Below are 24,568 nucleotides of genomic sequence, written 5' to 3'. Positions count from 1 at the left end.
AGGAAGCATTGCGTGATAAAAAAATGGTTTGAAATCATCTTCGACCACAGGGTCAGTCTGCAGGAACGTATGTTTCGTATTGTCACAGGCATTTCTATGTTGGCGTTGATGTTCATACTGCTCATGGGCAGGAGTGTTGTGAATCTGTTAATACTGGCGGTAAGCCTTGTGGTCATGTCGCTGATTGTGAAGATGAGTATCCGTAAGGACCGCATCCATACAGGAGCAACGGCCATATCGGTGCTGCTGCTTCTTCTGTTCCCAGTCAGCTTCTTTTCGGCGGGCGGATTCTTCAGCGGGATGCCGGAATGGTTCGTACTGTGTTTTATCTATATCTGCATAACTCTGGAAGGAAGGCGAATGATCACATTTTTCATTCTGTGCTTGTCAGAGATACTGGGTTGCTATTATACGGCTTTTAATTTCCCGGAGTTTGTTGCCAGGAATACACAGGAGAGGTCCTTTTTTGATTCCTCGTTGTCTGTTATACTGGTGGGAATGCTGACAAGCGTGCTGCTGATGTTTCTGAACAGGCTCTATGTGAAAGAGAATGAGCTTGCTTTACAGCAGAAGAAAGAGATCGAAGAGCTAAATGAGGCGGAGAATCATTTCTTCTCCAGCATGAGTCATGAGATCCGTACGCCGATCAATACGATCATCGGATTGAACGAGATTATCCTGCGCGGAGATATTTCGGAAGATGTTGCGGAAAACGCAAGAAATATCCAGGGTGCAAGCAAGATGCTGCTCACATTGATCAATGATATACTGGATCTGTCCAAGATCAAATCAGGGAAGATGGAGATTGTGAATGTTTCCTATGAGACAGGGAAGCTCTTCTCGGAGATCGTCAATATGATATGGATAAAGGCGAAGGAGAAAGGACTGGAATTCAAGCTCCATGTGGATCCGTCGATTCCCAGCATGCTCTGCGGAGATGAGGTGCGGATTAAGCAGGTCCTGATCAATCTGCTCAACAATGCCGTAAAATATACCAGCGAGGGTTCCGTTACGCTTTCTATTCGGTGTGAGCGTCTGACGCTCAACCGGGTGCGTGTCTGGTATTCTGTGGAGGATACTGGGCAGGGAGTCAAGAAGGAGAATATTCCTTATATCTTCAATGCATTCCGCAGGGTGGATGAGGAGAAGAACCGCCATATTGAAGGAACGGGGCTGGGACTTAGTATCGTCCAGCAGCTAGTGGAACTGATGGGCGGCGAGATCAGCGTCAACAGCGTATATACCAAGGGGTCGACATTTATCATCATGCTGGAGCAGGATATTATAGATGATAAGGAGCTGGGAACATTTACCCTTACTTCCCGGTCCCATGCCCATGAGGGGGAACGTTACAGACAGAGCTTCGAGGCGCCGGATGCACATATTCTTGTGGTAGATGACAACGATATGAACCTGGAGGTTGTGCGTAAGCTGCTTGCGGCGACAAAGATCCATATAGATACGGCTTCAAGCGGCGCCGAATGCCTGAAGCTGACACAGAATCAGTATTATGACGGTATTCTGATGGACCATATGATGCCCGAGATGGACGGAATAGAATGTTTCCATGCGCTGCGTACACAGCCGGGAGGGCTGTGTCAGACTGTGCCGGTAATCGCCCTGACAGCCAATGCGGGAAGCGATAATCAGCTTCTCTACCGCAAGGAAGGCTTCAGCGGGTACCTGGCCAAGCCGGTCAGCGGTGCACTGCTTGAGGCAGGCGTCTTAAGCATCCTTCCTAAGGAACTGGTACACTTGAACGAAGAGACGAAACAGGTAGATATTGAGAAGGATGTTCTGATCTTTGAGCATGCCAAAAGGCTTTCTGTAATGGTTACGACAGATAGTGTATGTGATCTTCCTGAATCGTTCAAGAAGAAATACCGGATCTCTGTGTGCCCTTACTATGTGCGAACAGACGAGGGACGTTTTCTGGATGAGATAGAGATTAAGGCGGATGAATTGCTGATGCATATGTCGAAAGGGCATAACGGCAGTTCGGAGCCTCCGGAGGTGGAAGACTATGAGAGATTCTTTGCGGAGAAGCTGACGGAAGCGCAGAATATCATCCATATCACTATGGCAAGTCATGTCAGCGAAGGGTATCGGAATGCGGTGGAAGCTGCGAAGTCTTTCGAGAATGTTACAGTGTTGGATTGCGGGCATCTTTCCAGCAGTATGGGACTTGCAGTATTATGTGCAGTTTCCATGGCGGAGAATCATGCATCAAAGAATGAGATCGTGGACGCGGTAAGGAGACTCAGATATTATATTTCTTCTGATTTCATCATCGACAGCACGCATATGATGTGCCGGTCGGGGCGGATCTCCAAGCGGATACAGGTTCTCTGCGACGCGCTGCTTCTGCATCCGGTTATTGTGCTCAGGAAGAGCAAGATGTCCGTCGGCAGTATGGAGATGGGGAATTTTGAACATGTGGCGAAACGCTATATCAGGAAGGTACTCCGGGATACAAGGAATATCGACAGGCGTATTTTATTTATCACATATGCCGGAATGGATGAGAAAAGGCTCGACTATATCCAATATCTGGTACGGCAGTACTGTCCGTTTGAAAGGGTGTATCTGCAAAAAGCTTCCTCTGCGATTGCAAGCAATTGCGGTCCAGGTTCCTTTGGTCTGCTGTTCATGAGCAATGTCATTTACTTAACGAGAATTCGGATATTATGTCCGAATTCTTTTTTTCTACCAGTAACCCAAATTTTTTAATTATTACTTGACAAGTACCTCAAAATGTGCGGCCTTTTTCTGATTACTCAGAAAAAGGCCAATTAATCAGGAACTGTTTATTCATTATTTACTTTCACCTGATTAAGGAGGTACTTTTATGAAATACGCTGATGTTGTCAAAGCAATGCTGCTCGCTTCCATCCATGAGCTTGCTGCCAATCCCCAAAATTATGCTCTTCATCCCGGTAAAGACTTTTCGCGTAATCGAAAACTGGGATTCAAACATCTTCTCCTTATGCTCCTGACTATGGAAGCTGACTGTATTAAGGAAGAACTTTACCGCTTTTTTGGACGTTCTACGGATGCTCCTTCAAAAGCTGCCTTTTATAAACAACGCAAAAAGATTAAAAATGATGCCTTTAGAAGCCTTCTCGTTTCTTTTACTCAAAAGTGTAAAAAGAAGTTGTTTAAAGGCAAATATTCCTTAGTCGCTTGTGATGGTTCTGCGGCCGATATTTTCAGGAATCCGGATGATCCGGATACTTTCTTTGAACCAAATGGAAAGTCCACCAGAGGATTTAACCAAATCCATATCAATGCTTTCTTTTCTGTTCTGGACAAAAAGTTTACGGATCTCTTCATCCAGCCTTCCCGGAAACGCAATGAATACAGCGCATTCTGCCAGATGGTTGACCGTTCCGAAGCAGATACCCCTGTCATTTATTTGTGTGACAGAGGCTATGCCTCTTATAACGCTTTTGCACATGTAATTGAAAATGGGCAGTTCTTTCTCATACGCTGTACCGATGCCAAGACGGAAAAAATTCTGGGGGTTCCTTTAAATGGCGTCAGGCAGCTTGATTATCATGTGGACCGTATTTTATCCAGATCACATTCTAAGAAAAAACGGCTTCATCCTGAACTGGAAGAACAATACCGGTTTGTGTGCCAGGATGTCCCTATGGATTATATTACACAGGACCATCCCGAATACAGACTGTCCCTGCGCATCATCAGGATTGAATTATCGGAGGGCTGTTACGAAAATCTGATCACAAATCTTCCGGATCTTGATTTCGATATCGATGATTTCAAGGACTTGTACCACCTAAGATGGAATGAGGAAACTTCTTTCCGTGACCTGAAATACCCATTGTGTCTCAAAGCATTTCATTCCAAAAAATATGAATACATTGTACAGGAAGTATGGGCAAGGGCAATCCTGTATAATTTTTGCTCGGAAATAGCTATGGCAGTAGAGCTCCCTGAAAAAAAGACGAAACATGTATATCAGGTTAACTATTCGGAAGCAATCAAAACATGCCGGGACTTTTTGAGAATACATGATGGGACAACAACATTAGACGTGGAGGGCCTGATCGCTCAGAATATCCTACCGGTCAGGCCCGGGCGAACCTTCGCACGCCAAGCAAGGTTCAAACTTCCAATCAGCTTCTGTTATCGAAACTAACAAAAACAGAGCTAAACATACTAAATATACCTCAAAATGAGACGAATGAAAATGATTTTTTTAATTTCATAAATTCGTCTTGTTGTTATGTCTTTCTATTGCCATAAATCCATACATTGCACCACAAAATCGGGAGTACTCCCCATTTTACAGCATTCCATCTGCATTTGGGAATAGAAATCCCCCCTCTTTTTCTTAAGTTGATAGAAAATCTGGTCGAAAACAACAGATCACATTATTATTAGAAGTTAAGTAAATGACATTGGTTCATGAGAAAAAATGATATCATATAGCATGTATTTAATATAAATTTTATATTTTTAAGAAATTTGTTAGCACTCACTAAAAAAGAGTGCTAATTTTCTATTGACTTTTAAAACCTGCCGTATTATCATATCTGTTAGGTTATTGAAGAATATTTATAAAATGAGGTAGGAGTGATAAAGATGGCAGCAAAAAAAGGTAATTTATCAATCAGCAGTGAGAATATATTCCCGATCATCAAGAAGTGGGTATATTCCGACCATGATATTTTCGCACGTGAAATGGTATCTAACGGATGCGATGCGATCACGAAGTTAAAGAAACTGGATATGATGGGAGAATATCAGTTGCCGGATGATTACAAACCGTCTATCAAGATAGAAGTGAATCCGGAAGAGAAGACGTTGAAGTTCACCGACAACGGACTTGGTATGACGGCCGAAGAGGTGGAAGAGTATATCACGCAGATCGCATTCTCCGGTGCGACAGAGTTTCTTGAGAAATACAAAGACAAGACGACAGAAGACGACATGATCGGTCATTTCGGACTTGGTTTCTATTCTGCGTTCATGGTGGCAGATGAGGTCCATATCGATACGCTTTCTTATAGAGAAGGAGCGAAGCCGGTACACTGGGTAAGCGACGGCGGCACCGAGTATGAGATGGATGAAGGCAATAAGGAAGGCGTGGGAACAGAGATCACCCTGTTCCTGAACGACGACAGTTTGGAGTTCTCTAACGAATACCGCGTTAGAGAGGTCATTGAGAAATACTGTTCATTCATGCCGGTAGAGATTTTCCTCTCCAAGGCGAATGCAGAGCAGGAGTATGAGACCATCGACGAGGCAGACTTGAAGGATGATGATGTGGTTGTCGAGCATATCCATGAGGAAGCCAAGATGGAGGAGAAGGAGAATGAAGACGGCGAAAAAGAGATGGTTGAGGTAGAACCTGCCAAAGAGAAGGTGAAGATCAATAAGCGTCCGGTCTCCTTAAGTGATATCCATCCGCTGTGGACCAAGCACCCCAACGACTGTTCTGACGAGGATTATCAGGAGTTCTACCGCAAGGTATTCTTAGATTACAAGGAGCCGTTGTTCTGGATCCATCTGAACATGGATTATCCGTTTAATTTGAAGGGAATTTTATATTTCCCGAGAATCAATACGGAGTATGATTCGATCGAAGGAACCATTAAGCTATACAACAACCAGGTATTTATCGCCGATAATATCAAGGAAGTCATTCCGGAATTCCTGATGGTGTTAAAGGGTGTGATCGATTGTCCGGACTTGCCGCTGAATGTATCGAGAAGTGCGCTGCAGAATGACGGATTCGTCAATAAGATCGCCGATTACATTTCCAAGAAGGTGGCTGACAAGCTTTCCGGAATGTGCAAGACGAAGAGAGAGGATTACGAAAAATACTGGGATGATATCAGCCCATTTATCAAGTTTGGCTGCTTGAAGGATGAGAAGTTCTGTGACAAGATGAAGGATGCGATCCTGTTCAAGAATATTGACAGCAAGTATCTGACGCTTAAGGACTGCATTGAGGAGAACGGCGGCGAGGTCGTTGAGCCGAACGATAAGAAGGATGAAGCCGAAGGCAGCGGTGATGAGAATACAGATGAGAACAAAGTAGAAGAGATCAAGACGACCATCTACTATGTGACGGATGAGATCCAGCAGAGCCAGTATATCAACATGTTCAGGAATCAGGGACAGGATGCGGTGATCTTAAGCCACAATATTGATTCTCCGTTTATCACACAGTTAGAACAGAAGAATCCGACCATCCGTTTCCAGAGGATTGATGCGGATGTGACGGAGAATGTGAAGGAAGAGGTTGCAGAAGAGGATAAAGAAGCCTTCAAGGCGACGGCTGACAGCCTGATCGGGATCTTCCGCAAAGAGCTTGGCAATGACAAGTTAGATGTGAAAATAGAGAAGCTCAAAGACGAGAAGGTGGCGTCCATGATCACTCTGTCCGAGCAGAGCCGCCGTATGCAAGAGATGATGAAGATGTACGGCATGGGTAATATGGGCGGCATGGATATGGGAGGCGACTGTACCTTGATTCTGAATGCGAACCATCCTCTGGTAAAGTTTGTAGTTGACAACAAGGAACATGAGAATGTATCCATTATCTGCAAGCAGTTGTACGATCTGGCGATGCTGGCGCATAAGCCGCTGAACCCGGAGGAGATGACGGCGTTCGTTCAGAGAAGTAATGAAGTTATGATGCTCCTGACAAAATAAATAATGCAAAATGAAATGGCGGGGAACGCGAACCGGAGTGAATCCAGGGTGTTGTGCTCCCCGCTTCTATATGCTTGTTTTTAAGGGTATATTGGTCCAGGTACCGTCTGTTGCTATGTAGTAATAATCATCCCCGGTGGAAGGATTCATGTTCTTACCGTGAAGCTGGCGGTAGGCGCGCGGGCTGATCCCGTAATATTTCTCGAAGGTGCTTCCGAAATGCTGACGGCTGTTGTAACCGGATTGGAACGCCACATCCGTGATGGAGAGCGAGCTGTTGACCAGGAGGAAGACGGAATGCTCCAACCGTTTGCGGTTAATGTAATCTGTGATAGTACAGTCCATATACTTGGTGAACAAGGACTGCAGGTATGATTTGTTGATACCGGCGTGTTCTGCAAGCGCGGGGATCCGTATCTCCTCTGTCAAGTGAGAGGCGATGTAATCACGGGCTTTTTTCAGGTAGAGCATACCGGTATTCTTGCTGTGGTCCAGCACACATTTGGAGAGCTCCAGCATCATTCGGAAGAACAGTAGCCGGATCAGGCATTTCTGGTCGGGACTGTAGTGATCCGACAGATCCTGCACATCATTCTTGAAAGGGGTGTTAGTTCTCAATTGATTGATCAGGTCTTTCAGAGAATATCCCAGATGGCCTGTATCATTTCCGGCGAAATATTCTCCGGGGCGGCTAATGAACCTTGAAAAGGAAGGACTCTCGTCGGCTAATCCGGTTAAGCAGATGTCTGTCTCTGAACGAAGGCAAGAGAATTCCAGGTTCAGGATCGAACAGGGCCGGCCCTTAGGGATGGACAATTGGTGCAGGACATCGGCATTCAGGAAGATGAACTGCCGCTCCCTCAGACAGAATTCCTGTCCGTCTGCATAGATCAGGCAGCTTCCCTTCGTTACATACATGATCTCGCAGCGGTGATGGCTGTGTGGGTACATACTGTACTCGGGCAGGTTCAGTGCGTAGAAAGCGGTGACGGTGATATATGGATTGCGGATGTCAAATAAGCTCATGGCAGACCCTCCTTTATCTGATCTCTTATCAGTATAACATACCGCAGCCTACGGCTGCAATCAAACCAAAAAGCAAAAAGAATCATCCTATTCGTAGATGCACGTGCTATAATGCACATATACGGTATCTTGTACCAAATCCATCGGGAACTAAATTCCCCTGCAAGCATTCATACGAAAGGATGATCCTATGAACACTATATTAGAACAATTCCAGAAAAAAATCAATGGTACTTTTGCGTTTTTTGACCGCATGATTATAAAAGGTTACCTTTTCCCCTTCTTTTCCGTATCGGGTAGAATGTATTTTTTGTCACAGATGAACCTCCTTCTCAAAGACTTTTCTGCCTATGCAAACCAAATGACCAATGACCTTGTCTCTTATGTTGAGAAAATGGCCGCCAAAGAAGGCCGGCCTTTGGTCTACCTCTCTTCCTCACAAATATCAAAAGAGGAAAACGCTCGAAAAATCCTTCTCGAAAATCCTGTTGAGCAAGGACTGATCTGTATCTTATCTGTTGTGGAAGGATGCCAGACGCTCCAACCAGTAAAGAACTCCTCCGGGCTCCTGGAACTGCGCAGCGTTACCCGCAAATGTAAATACTATTACTTCTATTACCTCGATAAAGAGTTTGGATTCATGCATGTAAAACTCCAAACATGGTTCCCATTTCTGATCCAGGTGTACATCAACGGCAGGGAGATGATGAAGCATGTGTTTGATAAAAACGGGATCACCTACCGTATGTATGATAATTCTTTTTCAGAAATCAGTGACATTCCAAAAGCACAGGAACTGGCAGATCAATTTGACTCAAAAAAACTCTGCCGCCAGCTCGATTTCTTTGCGCATAAAGTAAACCCTTATCTTGATATGCTGGAAACCATCTTCCATCAGGGTTACCACTGGTCTGTTGACCAATGCGAGTTCGCAACCGATGTGATGTTTGAGAGCCGTGAAGCTCTGGAGGATCTTTATCCCTCCCTGGTTGGGCACGCATTCTATGACTTCAAATGCACAGATGTATTTTCCTTTCTGGGACGTAAACTAAATGCAAAGTTTCTGGGAGAAGCAGTCTCCGATTACCGAAAACGCCCAGTAGGCTGGAGGATTAAATTCAAGCTGAAGTCCAACAGTATCAAGATGTATGATAAATTTAACTGCCTGCGGATAGAAATGACGATCAATGACCCAAAGGAATTTAAGGTTTATAAGGAGGTCCATCATAAGGACGGAACGGCTTCCAGGCAGTGGGTTCCCATGGGGAAATCCATTGCTAACCTCTATCGGTACGCAGAGATTTCAAAAACCGCAAACAAACGGTTTTTAGATTCCATGTGCCATGTGATTCCTCAAAAAAGCGTGGAAGAGGAAATCAATCATGTCTGCCAGAAAAAGAAAGTAAAGGGAAAAACTTACAGTGGATATAATGTATGGTCCCCTGAAACCTTCCATCTTTTCGAAACGATTTGTGATGGCAGCTATCTGATCCGTGGATTTACCAACCGCGATATCCGACAAAGTCTCTATAAAAAAGGGGCTGAATCTGCAAAAAGTCGTGGGAAAATGAGCCGGGAGTTTTCAAAACTCAGGGGCCATGGATTGATCCGGAAAATCCCACACTCCAGAAGATATCTGGTCAGCGATAAAGGGAGGCGGGTTATGGGAGCCCTGATTGAAACCAAACGGAAAATCTATCCGGAACTAGCAGCACAATAAACATCCAGCCTGTTAATACTTTTTCTCAAGTCTGCCAAATCGTCAGGCTCAATGTTTATGCCCAAAATCAAAATACATCGTTCTATTTTTATGTTTTGAGAAAGCAATAACATATTCGGCGCCTGCATAGCTTACAATTTACCTTGTAAGCTTTCTGTAATTATGTTATAGTATGCCTATAACATAGAAATAGAGTGAATGCTTGATAAATAGGCACTCACTCTATTTTTTGATACTCTTTTGATACTATAATTTGACAGTTTCCAATTTTTCAATAATTTCTTTCTCATGAGACTTGAAAAGATGTGAATATGTATTCATGGTCATTTTCACGTCTTCGTGTCCCAGGCGTTCGGCGATCATCAGAGGATTCGCGCCCAGATCAATCAGCATGCTTGCGTGGGAGTGCCGTTACGGTATAATAACGACAAACGGAAAAAGCCTTGATTTTCAAGGGGTTTGAGCGTTTGCCGTCATTTATTCAATTCCTTTTCCAAGTTGAAATCTGACGAGAAAAATATCGAAAAAAGGAGGCTGTTTCATTAACGACAAAATTTAATAGCGCCAGCGGTCCGGTGTATTGCCTGGCCGCTGATTGCCGTGGGCGTTTCACTTTTATAGGTGGGCGTCCTTTTTTTGTACTCATTTTCAGGAGAAAGGAGATTCACATGGAACTGAACGAAATGGAAAAGCGCCTGATATTCCAGACGGAGGGCTATGGGAAATCAGATGTCACATATGAGCTGCGCATGTGCCTCCCCTATATACCGGACCCGGTAAGGAGGAAAACGGCGGCGGAGCTTGTGCGAAAGCTGGATGCCATGCCGGAAAAAGACTGCCTGGCTCTTATTCAGGATATTCGGAAAAACTACCGGATTCCGGCAGGGCCTAAGACGATGGGGGAACTACTGGCGGAGGCCAGGCAGAAATCCGGTGCGGAGAAATTGAAGGGGCATGACATCATGGCCCTGGAACGCTTCGACCCGGAAGTAAAGCACATGATCGTCTTTGACGTGCTTTCAGGTAATGCCCCTGTCGGGGATAAAGGAGATAAGATGCGCCTGTTCCTTACGGATGCCGGCTACCAGAAATTCATAGACAGCCAGGAACGGGGCGAAGTCAAATTGAAAAACCATGCGAAGGTTGCGCCGGGCGGCCATCTGCACTATGACCGCAAGGACCGCGCCTTGTAGCCCGGAGGGAAAGGAAGGAGGTTTTTGTTATGGCTGTATTCCGGGTAGAAAAAACAAAGGACTTCACGATCATGTGCAACCACCACCTGCGCAATACGGAACTGTCCTTAAAGGCAAAGGGGCTTCTCTCGCTCATGCTGTCGCTTCCGGAAGATTGGGACTATACCACAAAGGGGCTCGCCCATATCTGCAAGGACGGCGTGGATTCAATCACTACCGCCCTGAAAGAGCTGGAGCGGCACGGGTACCTCACCAGGCAGCGCCTCCGCTATGAGAACGGGCAGCTCGGAGACATCGAGTATACGATCCATGAAAAGCCTGTAAATGCTGAAAAACAGGGGGATTCACCTAAACGGGAAAATCCAAGACAGGCAAATCCAGGACAGGCAAAACCTGAACAGGGGGAACCTGGACAGGGAAATCCCGCACAATTAAATACTAATCCATTAAAAACTAAAAAATCAAAAACGGATATATCAAGGACCCATCCATCAATCTATCCGTCAGGGCCGGAGGCGGCAGGCCGTTCGGATGGGATGGATCGGATAGAGCTGGCAGACGCTTACCGTGAAATCCTGAAAGAAAATATTGAGTATGGCTGTATGGTTTCCCGGTATGGGAAAGAACGCTTAGACGAGACGGTGGAGCTTATGCTTGAAGTGGTTTTATCCAAACGTCCATATATCCGTATCGCCGGGGATGATTTTCCCAGGGAGGTGGTAAAGGGCCGCTTCCTGAAAATCAATTCCGGCCACCTGGAGTATGTCTTTGACTGCATTGACAGGAACACCACGAAAGTCGGGAACATCAAGGCATACCTGCTGGCGGCGCTCTATAATGCCCCGGCAACAATGGACAGCTATTACCGCGCCGAGGTCAACCATGACCTGTACGGCTGTTAGGCGCCTTATGGCGTCTTTTTTCATCACAGAAAGGAGGCGGGGCACGATGAAAAGAATCCCTGTGCCGGTGTCATGCCCGGCGTAACAAAGGAGCAGATTCAGGCGGCGCGTGAGGCGGACCTGTTTGCCTACCTGCAGTTCCATGAGCCTGGGGTGCTGAAACGGGACGGCCCGAATTACCGCCACAAGGAGCATGACAGCCTGGTCTATGTGACCGGGAAAAGGTACTGGTACTGGAACAGCCGGGGCCGGAGTATCAACGCCCTGGATTACCTGATCCAGATACGGGGCTACGGGCTGGTGGATGCGGTCCATACGCTGGTCGGCGGGGAAATCCAGCAGACGCCGGCCTATCGGAGCATGGCAGCGGCAGGGCGTGTGCATAAGGAACCGGAGAAGAAAGCATTTTCCCTCCCCTGGGCCAGACGGTGCGCCACTTCTGCCGTTTCTTATTTGCAGCGGCGCGGGATCAGCCCGGATGTGATCAGCCGGTGTTTCCGGGACGGGCTGTTCTATGAGGCGCGGCATCATGGCGAGCCGGTCTGTGTGTTTGTGGGAAAGGATGAAGCCGGCAAAGCAAAGTTTGCCTGTATGCGGAGCATTGCCGGCAGCCTTAGGAAAGATGTCTACGGCAGCGACAAGGAATACAGCTTCTGCTATCCACCCAGGAATCCGGACAGCCGGCATGTGGCGGTATTTGAGGCGCCCATTGACGCCCTCTCCCATGCCACGCTGCAGGAATTAAAAGGCTGGAAATGGGACGGCTACCGTCTGTCTTTGGGCGGCACTTCCCATGTGGCGCTGACCGCATTTCTGAAACGACACCCGGAAATCCGGCGCGTCAGCCTCTACATGGACAACGACCTCGGCGGCCTTAAAAATGCCAGGAGGATCAAGGCAATGCTCCATGAAGATCAGCGGTTCCGGCATATCCGTGTGGGCGTCAACCCACCCCGTACAGGAAAGGACTACAACGAAATGCTGCTCCACGTTATAGGGCAGATGAAAGACCAACAACGGCAATGCCGCCAAAAACAGGCGGCTATTTCAATTTGACAGGAGGATTTCAGAAATGACGAACACAGAGAACACGGCTTTACAGATGATTGCCGAAGCTGCCCGGTGCCCGGACTACGGCCCCGATATGGTTAAGGCCCTGATGAAAAAGCTGGATATGAACGAGAAAGGCTTTGCGCTTCTGATGAATGTCGCCCCTTCCACGGTCCGGCTCTGGACCAGCGGCGCCGCTCAGCCAAGCGGAACGGCCAGGCGGCTCATGCAGATTTACGAGACCGGTCCGGAGATTGTCGGCAAGATTGCCGGGGAGCCCTCCGCAGACAGGAGGGATTCATAGATGGCAGATATGGAACTTCTGGCAGCGGAACCAGTTGCGCTGCAGGCAGCCCAGGACGTGCTTGCAGACGAAAATGAGCAGGTGAAGGCGCTGATCGTCCTGCTGATGGGGAATGACCCCGCGGGCGGCAGGGAGCTTGAAGAACTGGCCGGCCAGGTGGCGTCCATGGAGCGGAGGCTTGATGCTGCACTGGAGGAACTGGGGGAGATGCGCCAGAAGATACAGGAGGTGCAGGACCGCTCCCTGAAAGCCTTGCTGCAGAAGAACAGTAAGGCTCTGGAGGGGAATGTGGACGCCATGCGCCAGCGCATCCTGGAGCTGAAAGGGCAGGTCGTGGAAGGATGCAAGAATATCCTTAAGGATTTCGCCGACCGCGGCGCCGTGGCCCTGAACGGCGTCTCCCGGTTCCTGCGCCTTGGGCCAGCGCTGGAGGCGGTGCAGGCAGCGGCGGAAAGGATCGTGCAGTCCAGTGACCGTGCGGTCTCCAGGATCGATGCGTTCAGCACGGAATTCCATGAGGCAGGCCGGCACCTGAAGAACATGGGGCGCTCCATCCAGGGGAAACCCGCACAGGCGGAGGCGAAGGAAAACGGCAGGGTCGCAGATGCCTTCAAGGGGGCTTTCAGGATAGAGCGCGCTTTTGCGTCTGCCATCGGCGAGAATGTAGGGCTTTCCCTGAATGCCCTTGCAAGGCTGGAACAGCGGGCACAGCGCCGGCCCTCCGTCCTGGAGGCCATGCGGGAGCAGGCGGCGAAGGCAGCGCCGGCAAAGCACCAGCCGGAGGCGTCCCATGACAGGGGCAGCCGGTGATAAAAACAGAACGAAGGGAGGAAATGAACTTGAAACAGGAACCACTTCCGCAGATTCACTTAGTCCGCGATACGGATTTAGGCGTATTTGCCTATGAGCTCCATATCCTGGCCGGGGATTTCCTGCGGGACAGCGAATATAACCTGCGCACGCTTGCCACGAATACCGGGGCGGATTCCATTGCCGTCATGGGGAAGAATCACATGTGGCTTTCGGACGCGCTGCTTGCCTACTGCCCTTCGGCGGAGCTTTACCGGACAGCTGCCATGACGGAATATCCCGGCGCAAGGGCCTTCCTGTTCCACACGGAGCGCAAAGAGGACGGACGGCTGTACGGGGATGTCCTGATGATGGGCCTTGACACGCTGTGGCAGGATATAGAAAGGAATACCCTCTACCCTTACGGCGTCAGCATGGAATACCGGGACGGCACGAAGGCGGAGGCAGCTATTGAAAAATGGGAGTCAATGGAGCTGTGCGAAAAGGACGCCCTGAAAACCTGGCGCTACCTCTATGCGCCGGAGCAGGTGACGGAATGGCAGTACCGCTATTCTAACCGGTTCAGCCAGTGGAAGGAGCAGGCATTTTCCTATATGCCCCAGGATTTGGAGGAACGGCTGAATGTGGAGTATATGGAGGAGGCGCAGAACCCGGACACAGATATGTACCGCATACCCCTGGGGACAGCGAAGCAGATGCTCCTTGACGGCGGTCCGGTCTACCGCCTTTTTCCCGGAGGGCCGGAAAAGCTACTGCCGATTGCGGCGGTCACGGGGCTCTGGTATGAGAATTACCGGGAGTTTGCCGTTACCCCGGAGGATTTGGGTGCGCTTGACCGGCTGGTCCGCAGGGAGACGGACCGGATCATGGGAATACGCCCGCAGCATGATAAATTACAGGAACGCCGCCCTTCCCCGGAGCGGTGATTTTTTATGACAGACTGGAGGTGATAATGATTGGCGGATAACATGCAGCATGAAGATTTCGGGGAAAAGATCGGCGGCGCAAAAAAAGATCTATGGAAGGACCGGGGGCTCTATGTGAATGACCTGGATGCCATGAATGAGCGCGAGGCCGAGAAATTCGTAAAAAAGGATAATATCTGGAAGAAACCGGACTATGGGGCCATGCTGGAGGACGGGGTTCCCCTCGGCGTGGTCTATTTCATCAAAAAGGCGCGGGACGGGTTAAATGCCTCCCCGCAGTATTACCGCAAGGACGACACGCCGGAGAAGCGCCTTGCAAGACAGAAAGAATATATCCAGACGGTACGGGAGCTGCAGAGCGTGGTCTCGGAAGTCCGCACCGTGGAGGATGCCATGAAAGCCTATGACCGTTTCTTTGTGAAAAACGGGTATCTGGAACAGGTGCAGGGCTGGGGCGGCGGCATCCATTACCAGGCGACGGAGAAGGGCCGGGAGAACCCGGCCATTACAAACAAGCTGTCCAATGCCCTGATGGTCCACTCTGCCGCGCATTTTGAGCGGAACTTCACACAGAAAGCGCAGAAGGAACAGTTTGGCGTTTCCAAAGACCAGAAGGTGCCGAAGGGCTATGCGATCCATTTCAACGACGGGAAGAATACTTATTCCAAAAATAATGACTGGAAACCTGACACCTATTATGTGACGAAGGGCTATTCCATCTTGCAGACAAACTTTGAATCGCGGGAGGCCGCCCTGAAATGGGTGCAGGCGTTGGCAAAAGGGCGCAGCAAAAGCGGAAAGACGCGGTTTGTGCCTCCCCAGCTCTCCCATGTGCGGCGCACCGGGCCGGATTACAGAAACGGCATGGAGATCACCGGGCAGCACTACCTTGACGCCTTCGGGTTCCGCGGCGGTGAATTTGGGAACTGGATGAACCAGAATGACCGGCAGGCTTCCCTCAACATGGGATTTGAGGCGCTGAAGGATCTGGCGTCGGCCTTGCAGATCAGTGATAAAGATATTGCCTATCAGGGAACGCTTGCCATTGCTTTCGGCGCCAGGGGCAGCGGCAACGCGGCGGCCCATTATGAACCGCTGCGGAAGGTCATCAACCTTACGAAGATGCACGGGGCCGGCTCTTTAGCCCATGAATGGTGGCACGGGTTTGACGATTACCTGGGTACGAAGATGGGCGCGAATGGGATGCTCTCGGAACAGCCCCGCCTCTATGCGCCGTTCCAGAAGCTGATTGATACCATGAAATATAAGCCGGAGACGCCGGAGCAGGCTGCGGCCCGCACCGAAGCGCAGACAGAACGAACCCGGAAAAATGCGGCAGGATGGCTGGATTCGGCGGTGCTCGGTTCCCTGAAACGGCATGGCAATGAGGAACAGATGAAAACCTACGCGGTTCTTAAAGAGTCGTTTCTATCCGGCGAGGCCGGTTCCGTGGAGCAGATCAGCGCTTTCAAGAAGTCTGTCACCGGGCGGGTGATCCCCAAAAGTGAGCGGGAACGGCTGGAAATATTCGAGCACATGCTGTCCGGGATGCAGGCACAGGAGGCGCCGCAGATCGGGCGGGTGGAAACCGATTTTTACCGGAATTCCGTGCGCATGGGTAAGGAGTGCGAAAAGGACGGCGGCTATTGGGACAGCAACACGGAGATGACCGCCAGGGCCTTTGCCTGTTACATCAAGGATAAGCTGCCTTACAGCTCTGATTATCTGGCGGGACATGCGGATTGTGCCGTTACTTTCGCGACAGATAAAAGCGGGGAAATGGCAGTCCTGAAAGCCTTCCCGGAGGGTGCGGAACGGAAAGCCATCAATGCGGTATTTGACGAGATCGTGGCAGACCTGAAACGGGAGCAGATACTGACCCATTCGGACGAAACGCTGCCCCTTCCGGCGCAGCCGCTGGCGGAGAATGAACAGATTTCCATATTTACGTCGGACCGGCCTTCGGTCATGGCGCAGCTTGCAGCGGTGAAACCGGCAGAAAAAACCACCCCGGCACAGGCGGCACCGAAAAAGAGCCATGCGCCGGAGATATAGGAGGTGTTGGACATATTAGAAGAAAATAAAGACTATAAGGTCTACCGTTTTGATTATCTGACGGAAGGCAGCAATCTTAAATTTGAGCATAGCGTATATTGTGAGGATGTGGATATTTCTTCTTTCATTGCGCAGGGTGAGGAAAAAATACAGGCCATGCGCCAGGACAGCATGGATGGAGAAAAGAAAGCCTTTGATATTGTACTTGCGGCAACGAAGCAATGGGAGCAGCAGGCAGCGGTCACACAGAAACTAAATCGGGCGCTGGAATACCTTCATACGCAGGAAGTAAAGCATACCGCAAATGAATGGCGCAAAACCGACAACTGGAAGAACGACGAGGAAATCAGCAACCGCGTCTACCGTATGACCGGCGGTATTTGGGAAGATACCAAATATGACCGGGAGACCAAACAGAGCGTGCCGGTTGCCTGGTATGTGACCTGGGATGTCTATGTGAACTCCCCAAAGGAGGGCTATGGCGAAAAGATTGCCGGGCAGAATCAGAAACGCTACACAGATAAAGCCGCTGCGGAAAAGTACCTGGAAGGACGGAAAAAAGCCTATTCCCATTTATTCACGGAAATTTCCCCGCAGATACCCAAACAGTATGAACACCATTTTACCGTGTATGGAGCTCTCCTGCCGGGGTACACAGTGGAGGGCCAGGAGCCGGTAAAAACAGACCATACCGCCGCCGATGTTTCGGAGGGCGGCATTTCTATGCCTGAAAAGCCGGAAAAACCTTCTGTGCTGGGAAAGCTGTCTGCGGCGAAGGAACGGGAAAAGGCTGCGGCAGAACCGAAGGCGCCAATTAAAAAGAAGGAGGATATGCAGATTTGAAAGTGTTGATGATAGAGCCGGGGAAAGCGCCTTATGAGGCCGAGCTGGACGGGAGCCTTGAATCCATGCAGGAGGCAGTCGGGGGAGGCATAGAGGGCTACTACCCTTATGCGGAGCCTGTCGCGATTGTCTGCAATGATGAAGGAAAAATAAACGGGCTGCCCCTGAACCGGGCGATCTACAACCAGGACGGCGAGATGATTGAGATCATGGCAGGCACCTTTTTCATAGCCGGTCTCGGTGAGGAAAGTTTTGCCGACCTTCCCGATTATTTCATGGAGCAGTATAAGGAACAGTTCAGATACCCGGAAAAATTTGTCCGGCTGGCGGGTGAGATCGTTGCGGTGAAGCAGCCCCTCCCGCCAGAGGAAAAACAGCAGCCGGCACCTGCCATGGAGGAACCGGGCGGGGATGATATAAGGCTTGACGAATCCACGGACCTGGCTTTCGACCTGGATGAATTTTTCAGGCAGAACAGCGGGGCCTATGCAGACCTGTACCCGGATTTCCATGCAGAAAAGGAGCGCATGGCGGACGAGCTGCTTTCAGGAGATACCGGGAAAATCCGCATGAGGCTGGCGGCATTTGAACATGAGGAACACATGGAGGGAGAAACGGCGCCGCTTCTGGAGCGTATTTCTTCCTATGAAAAAGAGTATGGGATCAGCGCTTATTCCATTTACCAGCTTGACTTATCGGACAATACAGACAACCTCCGTTTTATGTCCCTGGACTGGCTGGAAAGCAAGGGGCTCTCCGTGAGCCGGGACAATTACCGGATGGTCTATGCCATGCAGCGGGAACCGGGCGAAACGCTGGAGGATATTTACAGGCGCTTCAATATCGACCACCCGGAAGATTTCAAGGGCCATTCCCTTTCCGTTTCTGATGTGGTAGTCCTGCATGGGAATGGCGCAGACACCGCTTATTATGTGGACAGTATCGGCTTTCAGGAGCTGCCGGGCTTCTTCGGCGCAGGGGCGCCGGAGGCGAAGCGGGATGTTTCCGTGCGGGAACAGCTTGACAATGCAAGGAAACAGGCGGCGCAGGCAGAGCCGAAAGCGCCGGATAAAAAGCCCAGGGAACCGGAAAGGAGTTGATGGCTTATGCTGATGGCAGTTGACGGTCCATATGCGCTGATGGTGCAGCCGGACGACATTTTAATCTCTCCCCGTGAGGTAGACGAACATTTTGGGACGATGGCCTGTTTCCATTCCCGCTATGCGCTGGGCGACAGCCACAATTACATGGATAAAGACGATTTCCTGCGGGAGATGTATTTAGATACCGTGGGGCATGATGAAGCGGGTCTGAAACGCTATGAACACATGGTAAACATTGTGAGCAGCCGGTTCCGGCACGGGCCAAAGACGGAGGAACGGGCGGTTGATGACGCCATGCTGAAGGTGATCTCCGAAAAATACATTACGCTGCCCCTCTATCTGATGGACCACAGCGGCCTTGCCATGCAGACCACAAGTTTCAATGACCCCTGGGACAGCGGGCAGGTCGGATGGATTTATGTTGCCAAAGAGGATGCGCTAAAGGAGTTTGGCGGGGAAAAAATGACCGGCGCCGTCCGGAAAAAGGCGGAGGACCTGATGCGCAGCGAAGTGGCCGCTTATGATTCCTACCTGCGGGGCGAGTGCTACGGCTTTGAGCTTTACAAAAACGGCGAGCTGTCGGATAGCTGCTGGGGATTCATGGGCGGCCTGGAGGATGTCTGTAAGGATATGGCTGCATATCTCCCGGAGGGCTGCAGGGATATGGTGGCGCATTTAGAGGAACAGGACCACCCGGCGACTATCATTAAGACGCTCCTGAAACATGCGAAAATCCAGGCAGACCAGGCGGCAAAAGCCTTTGAGCACGCACCCCGCCAGCAGGTGATCGGGGACGCCCGGTAAGGCAGTTGTTTCCCATTTATAATTACAGATTTTATCAGGAAGGAGGATGCTTATGCAGGAAGATTTGGAACAGCGGACCGTATCAGTTTCCATCCAGGCAGCGAAGCTGTCCGGGCGGGTGCTGCGCTCTGCCATTGCCGCCGTGCTCCAGAAGATGGAGCAGGAACGCACGACCCCGAAAGTCGGCAGGAACAGCATGAAACGGCTGACCTGTAAGGACCCAGGAGCCAACACTATTGAAGTGTCCGGCAGAATCCGCTCCTTTGAGCGGTACGCCAGGAAACACCAGGTCCGCTACCATATTGAAAAAGAGCTGGGGACTGACCCGCCTAAATGGACGGTCTATTTCAAAGCGAACCAGGCGGACGCGCTGACGGCAGCTTTTAAGGAATATACCCAGAAAGACCTTGCCCGGAGCGCCAGGCCGTCGCTGCTCTCCCAGCTCCATAAATTCAAGGAGCTGGCGCAGGCTCTTGGCCGTGACCGGGTGAAGAACAAGGAACACGGAGGGCCGGAACGATGAAGATAGACACGGATGCCTTAAAAAAGCAGGTGATCCTCCACCTGCCCTATCTTTTGTTCCTTCTGGTATTTGCGAAGCTGGGCGAGGCGGTGCGCCTTGCCCCCGGAACGGACGCCTCACAGAAATTGTTAGGATTGTCCGAAGGTTTCTCGCTGGCATTTCAAAGCATGTGGCCGGGTGCGGCACTGGACTGGCTGGCGGGATTATGCGGGGCGGCTATCGTGCGGCTGGCGGTATATGTGAAGGGAAAAAATGCAAAAAAGTACCGCAAAGATGTGGAGTACGGCTCTGCACGGTGGGGGAACAAAACAGACATTGCCCCTTTTATGGACCCGAAACCGGAAAACAACATTATCCTGACGCAGACCGAGGGGCTTATGATGTCCGGCAGGCCGAAGAATCCGGCCCATGCCCGCAATAAAAATGTGCTGGTAGTCGGCGGTTCCGGTTCCGGCAAGACGAGATTTTTTATAAAACCCAACCTCATGCAGCTCCATAGTTCGTATGTCGTCACCGATCCGAAAGGTACGGTCCTGATCGAAGTGGGAAAGCTGCTAAGCCGCGGCATGCCGAAACTGGACAAGGATGGAAAACCGGTCAAGGGAAAGAATGGAAAAACTGTGTATGAGCCTTATAAGATTAAGGTATTCAATACGATCAATTTTTCAAAAAGTATGCACTACAACCCTTTTGCCTACATTCACAATGAGAAAGACATTCTGAAACTGGTAACGGTGCTGATTGCCAATACCAAAGGGGAAGGAAAATCCGGCGACGATTTTTGGGTCAAGGCCGAGACCCTGCTGTATACGGCGCTGATCGGCTATATCTATTATGAGGCCCCGACAAACGAGCAGAATTTTTCCACTCTGGTAGAAATGATAAACGCTATGGAGGTCCGGGAAGATGACGAAAGTTTCAAAAATGCCGTTGACCTTCTCTTTGACGCGCTGGAGCAGAAAGACCCGGACCACTTCGCCCTCCGCCAGTATAAGAAATATAAATTAGCGGCGGGCAAGACCGCCAAAAGCATACTTATTAGCTGCGGCGCCAGACTGGCGCCATTCGATATTAAGGAGGTCCGGGAGATCACCATGTATGACGAGCTGGAGCTTGACCTGGTCGGGGACAGGAAAACAGCGCTGTTCTTTATCATCAGTGATACGGATGCGACGTTCAATTTCCTTGTCAGCATGGCCTATACGCAGCTGTTCAATCTGCTGTGCGAGCGTGCCGATGACAAGTATGGCGGCAGGCTGCCGGTACATGTGCGGTGCCTGATCGACGAGGCCGCCAATATCGGGCAGATTCCGAACCTGGAAAAGCTGATGGCGACGATCCGTTCCAGGGAGATTTCAGCCTGCCTGGTATTGCAGGCGCAGAGCCAGCTAAAGGCGCTCTATAAGGACAACATGGACACCATCATCGGGAATTGTGACGCTTCCCTTTTCCTGGGAGGCAAGGAGGAAACCACGCTGAAAAGCTGGAATTCCCTGCTGGGAAAAGAGACCATCGACATGTATAACACCAGCGTCACCAAAGGCAGCCAGGAATCCCACGGACAGAATTTTCAGAAATTGGGAAAGGATTTGATGTCGGTGGACGAGCTGGCCGTGATGGACGGCGGGAAATGCCTCCTGCAGATTAGGGGCGTCCGGCCCTTCCTCTCCCGCAAGTACGATATTACGAAACACCCGAACTATAAATACCTGTCGGATTATGCCCCTAAAAATGCGTTTGACATTGAAAGATTCCTCTCAACCAGGTTGCCCGTCAGCCCTGGGGAGCTGTACCGCAATTATGAGGTCACGGCGGAGGATTTGGAGGCGCCGGCTGTATGATGATGTAGCTGCCTGTTAAAGTCTCTGGCTTTGGCGGGCTTTTTCTTTTCACCGGAAGGAGGTTCTATTGAGGATTCGCGCCCCTCCCTGACAACTGTATACCTTTCCAGGATGATCCTGGACTATGCCGCCCCTGTGCTTTATGCAGATTTTCTTAAAGCACAGGGGCGTTTTTTCGTTTCCGGCCAGATACGGCCATACCACAAAACCAATATATTTCAAATTAAAGGAGGACTTCTTTATGGCTTTTTTTGCAAGTGCGATTGATACCCTGAAAATTCTGGTGATTGCTCTGGGTGCCGGCCTCGGCGCATGGGGTGTCATCAACCTTCTGGAGGGTTATGGCAATGACAATCCCGGAGCCAAGTCGCAGGGGTAAGCTACGCCCTCCACGGACAAGTAATTGCCGTGCAGCGTATGGTGGAAGTCCATACGGCAACAGGCTGAATTGCTGGGAACCCCTAAAGCCGTGCGTACCAAAACATGGGGATGAAACATGCCCGGATGTGACGGTGGCGAAAGCGGAAAAAAACGCACGGATGGCGCAGGGTGCGAACCTAAACGCCGGGACAATGGGCGATCAGCAGCCAAGCCCCGAACAGGGGAAGGTTCAACGACTATCCTTTGCAGGAGTAGGGCCGAGCGGCCCGAAGCAGCCTGCCCCGCTCCATGCGGGTGAAGATATAGTCTGCGCCCATGTGAAAGCATGGGGTGTCCGCTTCTTTTGAAGTGGGGCCGCACCGGGGCAGCGACCCGGTGTGAACAAAAACGGATGAAACAGCTTATGGCTGGCGGAGGTATTGCGCTGGTGGGTGCCACGCTGATCCCGCTGCTCTCCGGCCTGTTCGGTTAATAGCCGATGGGCAGTCTGTTTGAATGGATAACAGACTGGATTAAAGAGGGCTTGATTGAAGCGATCACAGGACAATACACCGGTATCTTTGAGTCCGTCAACAGCCAGGTCTCGGATGTGGCCTCACAGGTAGGCCAGACACCGCAGGGATGGAATGGCGGCGTGTTCAGCATGATCCAGAATCTTTCTGAAACCGTCGTCATTCCCATTGCGGGAATCATCCTGACTTTTGTTCTTGTCTATGAACTGATCCAGATGATCCTGGAAAAGAACAACATGCACGATTTTGATACGTTCAACATCTTCAAGTGGATTTTCAAAACCTTTGTTGCCACATACCTGCTCACCAACTGTTTTACCATCGTCATGGCGGTGTTTGACGTCGCCCAGCATGTGGTGAATCAAAGTTCCGGCGTGATAAACGGGAGCATGGATGTTACCGCCGCGCTGGCCGACCTGGAAACGCAGCTTGAAGCAATGGGGATGTGGGAACTGATCGGCCTGTGGCTGGAGACCAACATTATCAACCTGTGCATGTGGGTGTTGTCCATCGTGATCTTTGTCATTGTGTATGGCCGCATGATTGAAATATATCTCACGGTCAGCCTGGCACCCATACCGTTTTCCACAATGGCAAACCGTGAATGGGGGCAGATGGGGACGAATTACCTGCGTTCCCTGTTTGCTTTAGGTTTCCAGGGGTTTTTGATTATGGTCTGCGTCGCGATCTATGCGGCGCTGGTCCAGTCAATCCCTTCTTCCGGCGACATCCACGGCGCGATCTGGGGCACGGCAGGCTATACGGTCCTGCTGGCCTTTGCCCTGTTTAAGACAGGCTCGCTATCCAAAAGTATTTTTAACTCGCATTAGTGTGTAACCGACCTATTTTAACAAGAAGGAGGATTTTTCTATATGAGTAAGACCAACCATGAAACCATGCAGCCGGAGGCCCAGGCGGGCGAGGGCTTGAAGCTGGATGTAACGGTACGCCCGATTGCCCCGATGGGGAACCTTCTGGCTTTCGCCAATGTGACGATTGGGGACTGTTTCAAGATCGACGGCTTCCGTATCTGCTCCGGCGAGAACGGCCTGTACGTCAATATGCCCTCCACCCAGGATAAGCAGGGAAAATGGAGGGATGTCTGCTGGCCGGTGACGGCGGATTTCCGCAGGCAGCTTAATGACGCCCTGATCGGAGGGTACGGCCAGGCGATTGAAAACCTGCAGGCCACCCTTGAAGCGACAAAGGGAGCGGCGGAGAAGCCTTCCCTGGCCGGCGCCCTGAAAGAAAATGCCGGCAAGGTCAAGACGCCCCCGGCAAAATCCGCCCCGGCCAAGAATGAGCAGGCCCGGTAATGGCGGAGGCCGGAAAATATGGCATCGTGTACGCGGACCCGCCCTGGCGCTATGATATGAAACGCGGAAATGGGGTGGCCGAAAAGCACTACCCCACCATGAGCATGGAAGAAATATGCGCGCTGCCGGTTGCAGACCTTGCGGCCAAAGACAGTGCGCTTTTCCTATGGGCCACCTTCCCACAGCTTAATGAGGCGTTCCGGGTGATCGAAGCATGGGGGTTCAAATATAAGACGCTGGCCTTCCTCTGGCTCAAACAGAACCGGAAAGCAGATTCCTGGTTTTACGGGATGGGGTTCTGGACCCGCTCTAATGCGGAGGTATGCCTTCTGGCGACACGCGGGCGCCCGAAACGCCAGTGCGCGGGAATCCACCAGTTTGTAATCTCCCATATTGAGCAGCACAGCAAGAAGCCGGACGAGGTACGGGATAAGATTGTGAAGCTCATGGGCGACCAGCCCAGGATAGAGCTTTTTGCAAGGCAGCAGACCCCCGGCTGGGATGTGTGGGGCAATGAGGTGGAATCCACGGTCACGATGCAGGAACAAAACCAGTGAGATACAGCATGAATG

22 protein-coding genes and 2 pseudogenes are annotated in these 24,568 nt (G+C 50.6%); 22 read left to right on the top strand and 2 right to left on the bottom strand.

Annotation, left to right across the window (positions count from 1 at the left end):
• Nucleotides 1–12: 12 nt before the first annotated feature.
• From VSQ62_RS22080 to htpG, 3 genes are all read left to right on the top strand, one after another.
• The gene (locus VSQ62_RS22080) at nucleotides 13–2,730 is read left to right on the top strand and encodes a DegV family protein (RefSeq protein WP_334636890.1); all 2,718 of its coding nucleotides are present in this window, start codon (nucleotides 13–15) and stop codon (nucleotides 2,728–2,730) included.
• A 118-nt stretch (nucleotides 2,731–2,848) separates the two neighbouring features.
• Entirely contained in the window at nucleotides 2,849–4,162 is a 1,314-nt protein-coding gene (locus VSQ62_RS22075; RefSeq protein WP_334635976.1) for an IS4 family transposase, read from the top strand.
• A 446-nt stretch (nucleotides 4,163–4,608) separates the two neighbouring features.
• On the top strand, nucleotides 4,609–6,687 hold the full coding sequence (htpG, locus tag VSQ62_RS22070) for a molecular chaperone HtpG (RefSeq protein ID WP_334636889.1): 2,079 nt from the start codon (nucleotides 4,609–4,611) through the stop codon (nucleotides 6,685–6,687).
• 66 nt (nucleotides 6,688–6,753) lie between these two features.
• On the opposite strand, the gene VSQ62_RS22065 is transcribed toward htpG, so the two are convergent.
• Nucleotides 6,754–7,713 carry a helix-turn-helix domain-containing protein gene (locus VSQ62_RS22065; protein ID WP_334636887.1) on the bottom strand — a complete coding sequence of 320 codons (960 nt, stop codon included), beginning with the start codon at nucleotides 7,711–7,713 and terminating at the stop codon, nucleotides 6,754–6,756.
• A 190-nt stretch (nucleotides 7,714–7,903) separates the two neighbouring features.
• Here VSQ62_RS22065 and VSQ62_RS22060 point away from each other — a divergent pair, with 190 nt between their 5' ends.
• Nucleotides 7,904–9,433 (top strand): hypothetical protein, encoded by a 1,530-nt coding sequence (locus VSQ62_RS22060; RefSeq protein ID WP_334636885.1) that lies wholly within the window; start codon nucleotides 7,904–7,906, stop codon nucleotides 9,431–9,433.
• 246 nt (nucleotides 9,434–9,679) lie between these two features.
• Here VSQ62_RS22060 and VSQ62_RS22055 read toward each other — a convergent pair.
• Nucleotides 9,680–9,832 (bottom strand): annotated as a pseudogene (locus VSQ62_RS22055) (site-specific integrase); the annotation flags it as partial.
• Nucleotides 9,833–10,101: 269 nt separating this feature from the next.
• Here VSQ62_RS22055 and VSQ62_RS22050 point away from each other — a divergent pair.
• The 18 genes and pseudogenes from VSQ62_RS22050 (at nucleotide 10,102) to VSQ62_RS21965 (ending at nucleotide 24,553) form a co-directional block, all read left to right on the top strand.
• The gene (locus VSQ62_RS22050; RefSeq protein ID WP_004056100.1) at nucleotides 10,102–10,626 is read left to right on the top strand and encodes a DUF5720 family protein; all 525 of its coding nucleotides are present in this window, start codon (nucleotides 10,102–10,104) and stop codon (nucleotides 10,624–10,626) included.
• A gap of 29 nt (nucleotides 10,627–10,655) precedes the next feature.
• Nucleotides 10,656–11,528 (top strand): DUF6017 domain-containing protein, encoded by an 873-nt coding sequence (locus VSQ62_RS22045; protein ID WP_016220416.1) that lies wholly within the window; start codon nucleotides 10,656–10,658, stop codon nucleotides 11,526–11,528.
• A gap of 72 nt (nucleotides 11,529–11,600) precedes the next feature.
• Nucleotides 11,601–12,584, top strand: a complete 984-nt coding sequence (locus VSQ62_RS22040; protein ID WP_160275320.1) for a toprim domain-containing protein — start codon at nucleotides 11,601–11,603, stop codon at nucleotides 12,582–12,584.
• Between the two features lie 16 nt (nucleotides 12,585–12,600).
• Nucleotides 12,601–12,882 carry a helix-turn-helix domain-containing protein gene (locus tag VSQ62_RS22035; protein ID WP_160275319.1) on the top strand — a complete coding sequence of 94 codons (282 nt, stop codon included), beginning with the start codon at nucleotides 12,601–12,603 and terminating at the stop codon, nucleotides 12,880–12,882.
• A complete protein-coding gene (locus tag VSQ62_RS22030) occupies nucleotides 12,883–13,692 on the top strand; it encodes a DUF6674 family protein (protein WP_160275318.1) in 810 nt (269 codons plus the stop codon).
• A 23-nt stretch (nucleotides 13,693–13,715) separates the two neighbouring features.
• A complete protein-coding gene (locus VSQ62_RS22025; protein ID WP_334636884.1) occupies nucleotides 13,716–14,618 on the top strand; it encodes a hypothetical protein in 903 nt (300 codons plus the stop codon).
• A 30-nt stretch (nucleotides 14,619–14,648) separates the two neighbouring features.
• Complete coding sequence (locus tag VSQ62_RS22020; protein WP_160275316.1) at nucleotides 14,649–16,673, top strand: LPD1 domain-containing protein; 2,025 nt, start codon at nucleotides 14,649–14,651, stop codon at nucleotides 16,671–16,673.
• A 3-nt stretch (nucleotides 16,674–16,676) separates the two neighbouring features.
• A complete protein-coding gene (locus VSQ62_RS22015) occupies nucleotides 16,677–17,516 on the top strand; it encodes a hypothetical protein (protein ID WP_160275315.1) in 840 nt (279 codons plus the stop codon).
• A 2-nt stretch (nucleotides 17,517–17,518) separates the two neighbouring features.
• Nucleotides 17,519–18,616 (top strand): DUF3846 domain-containing protein, encoded by a 1,098-nt coding sequence (locus VSQ62_RS22010; protein WP_277820658.1) that lies wholly within the window; start codon nucleotides 17,519–17,521, stop codon nucleotides 18,614–18,616.
• 6 nt (nucleotides 18,617–18,622) lie between these two features.
• Nucleotides 18,623–19,423 (top strand): hypothetical protein, encoded by an 801-nt coding sequence (locus VSQ62_RS22005; protein ID WP_160275313.1) that lies wholly within the window; start codon nucleotides 18,623–18,625, stop codon nucleotides 19,421–19,423.
• 52 nt (nucleotides 19,424–19,475) lie between these two features.
• Entirely contained in the window at nucleotides 19,476–19,946 is a 471-nt protein-coding gene (locus VSQ62_RS22000) for a PcfB family protein (RefSeq protein ID WP_004056082.1), read from the top strand.
• Nucleotides 19,943–21,787 carry a VirD4-like conjugal transfer protein, CD1115 family gene (locus tag VSQ62_RS21995; RefSeq protein WP_334636883.1) on the top strand — a complete coding sequence of 615 codons (1,845 nt, stop codon included), beginning with the start codon at nucleotides 19,943–19,945 and terminating at the stop codon, nucleotides 21,785–21,787. Before VSQ62_RS22000 ends, VSQ62_RS21995 begins: the two co-directional genes overlap by 4 nt.
• Before the next feature lie 241 nt (nucleotides 21,788–22,028).
• Nucleotides 22,029–22,163: pseudogene (locus VSQ62_RS21990) on the top strand (Maff2 family mobile element protein); the annotation flags it as partial.
• A complete protein-coding gene (locus tag VSQ62_RS21985; RefSeq protein WP_004056076.1) occupies nucleotides 22,135–22,515 on the top strand; it encodes a hypothetical protein in 381 nt (126 codons plus the stop codon). The pseudogene VSQ62_RS21990 and the gene VSQ62_RS21985, both read left to right, overlap by 29 nt.
• A complete protein-coding gene (locus VSQ62_RS32715; RefSeq protein WP_168356750.1) occupies nucleotides 22,494–22,640 on the top strand; it encodes a Maff2 family mobile element protein in 147 nt (48 codons plus the stop codon). The genes VSQ62_RS21985 and VSQ62_RS32715 overlap by 22 nt, the downstream gene beginning before the upstream one ends.
• 6 nt (nucleotides 22,641–22,646) lie before the next feature.
• Nucleotides 22,647–23,510, top strand: a complete 864-nt coding sequence (locus VSQ62_RS21975) for a VirB6/TrbL-like conjugal transfer protein, CD1112 family (protein ID WP_004056074.1) — start codon at nucleotides 22,647–22,649, stop codon at nucleotides 23,508–23,510.
• 42 nt (nucleotides 23,511–23,552) lie between these two features.
• Nucleotides 23,553–23,996: a SpoVG family protein gene (locus tag VSQ62_RS21970; protein ID WP_004083308.1), complete on the top strand. Its 444-nt coding sequence runs from the start codon at nucleotides 23,553–23,555 to the stop codon at nucleotides 23,994–23,996.
• The gene (locus VSQ62_RS21965; RefSeq protein WP_004083309.1) at nucleotides 23,996–24,553 is read left to right on the top strand and encodes an MT-A70 family methyltransferase; all 558 of its coding nucleotides are present in this window, start codon (nucleotides 23,996–23,998) and stop codon (nucleotides 24,551–24,553) included. The genes VSQ62_RS21970 and VSQ62_RS21965 overlap by 1 nt, the downstream gene beginning before the upstream one ends.
• Nucleotides 24,554–24,568 lie beyond the last annotated feature (15 nt).

The organism is Sporofaciens sp. JLR.KK001, from assembly GCF_036941055.1.
Classification (GTDB): domain Bacteria; phylum Bacillota; class Clostridia; order Lachnospirales; family Lachnospiraceae; genus Sporofaciens.
The sequence above is the reverse complement of the archived record's forward strand: the minus strand, read 5'-3'. Positions and strand labels throughout refer to the sequence as shown.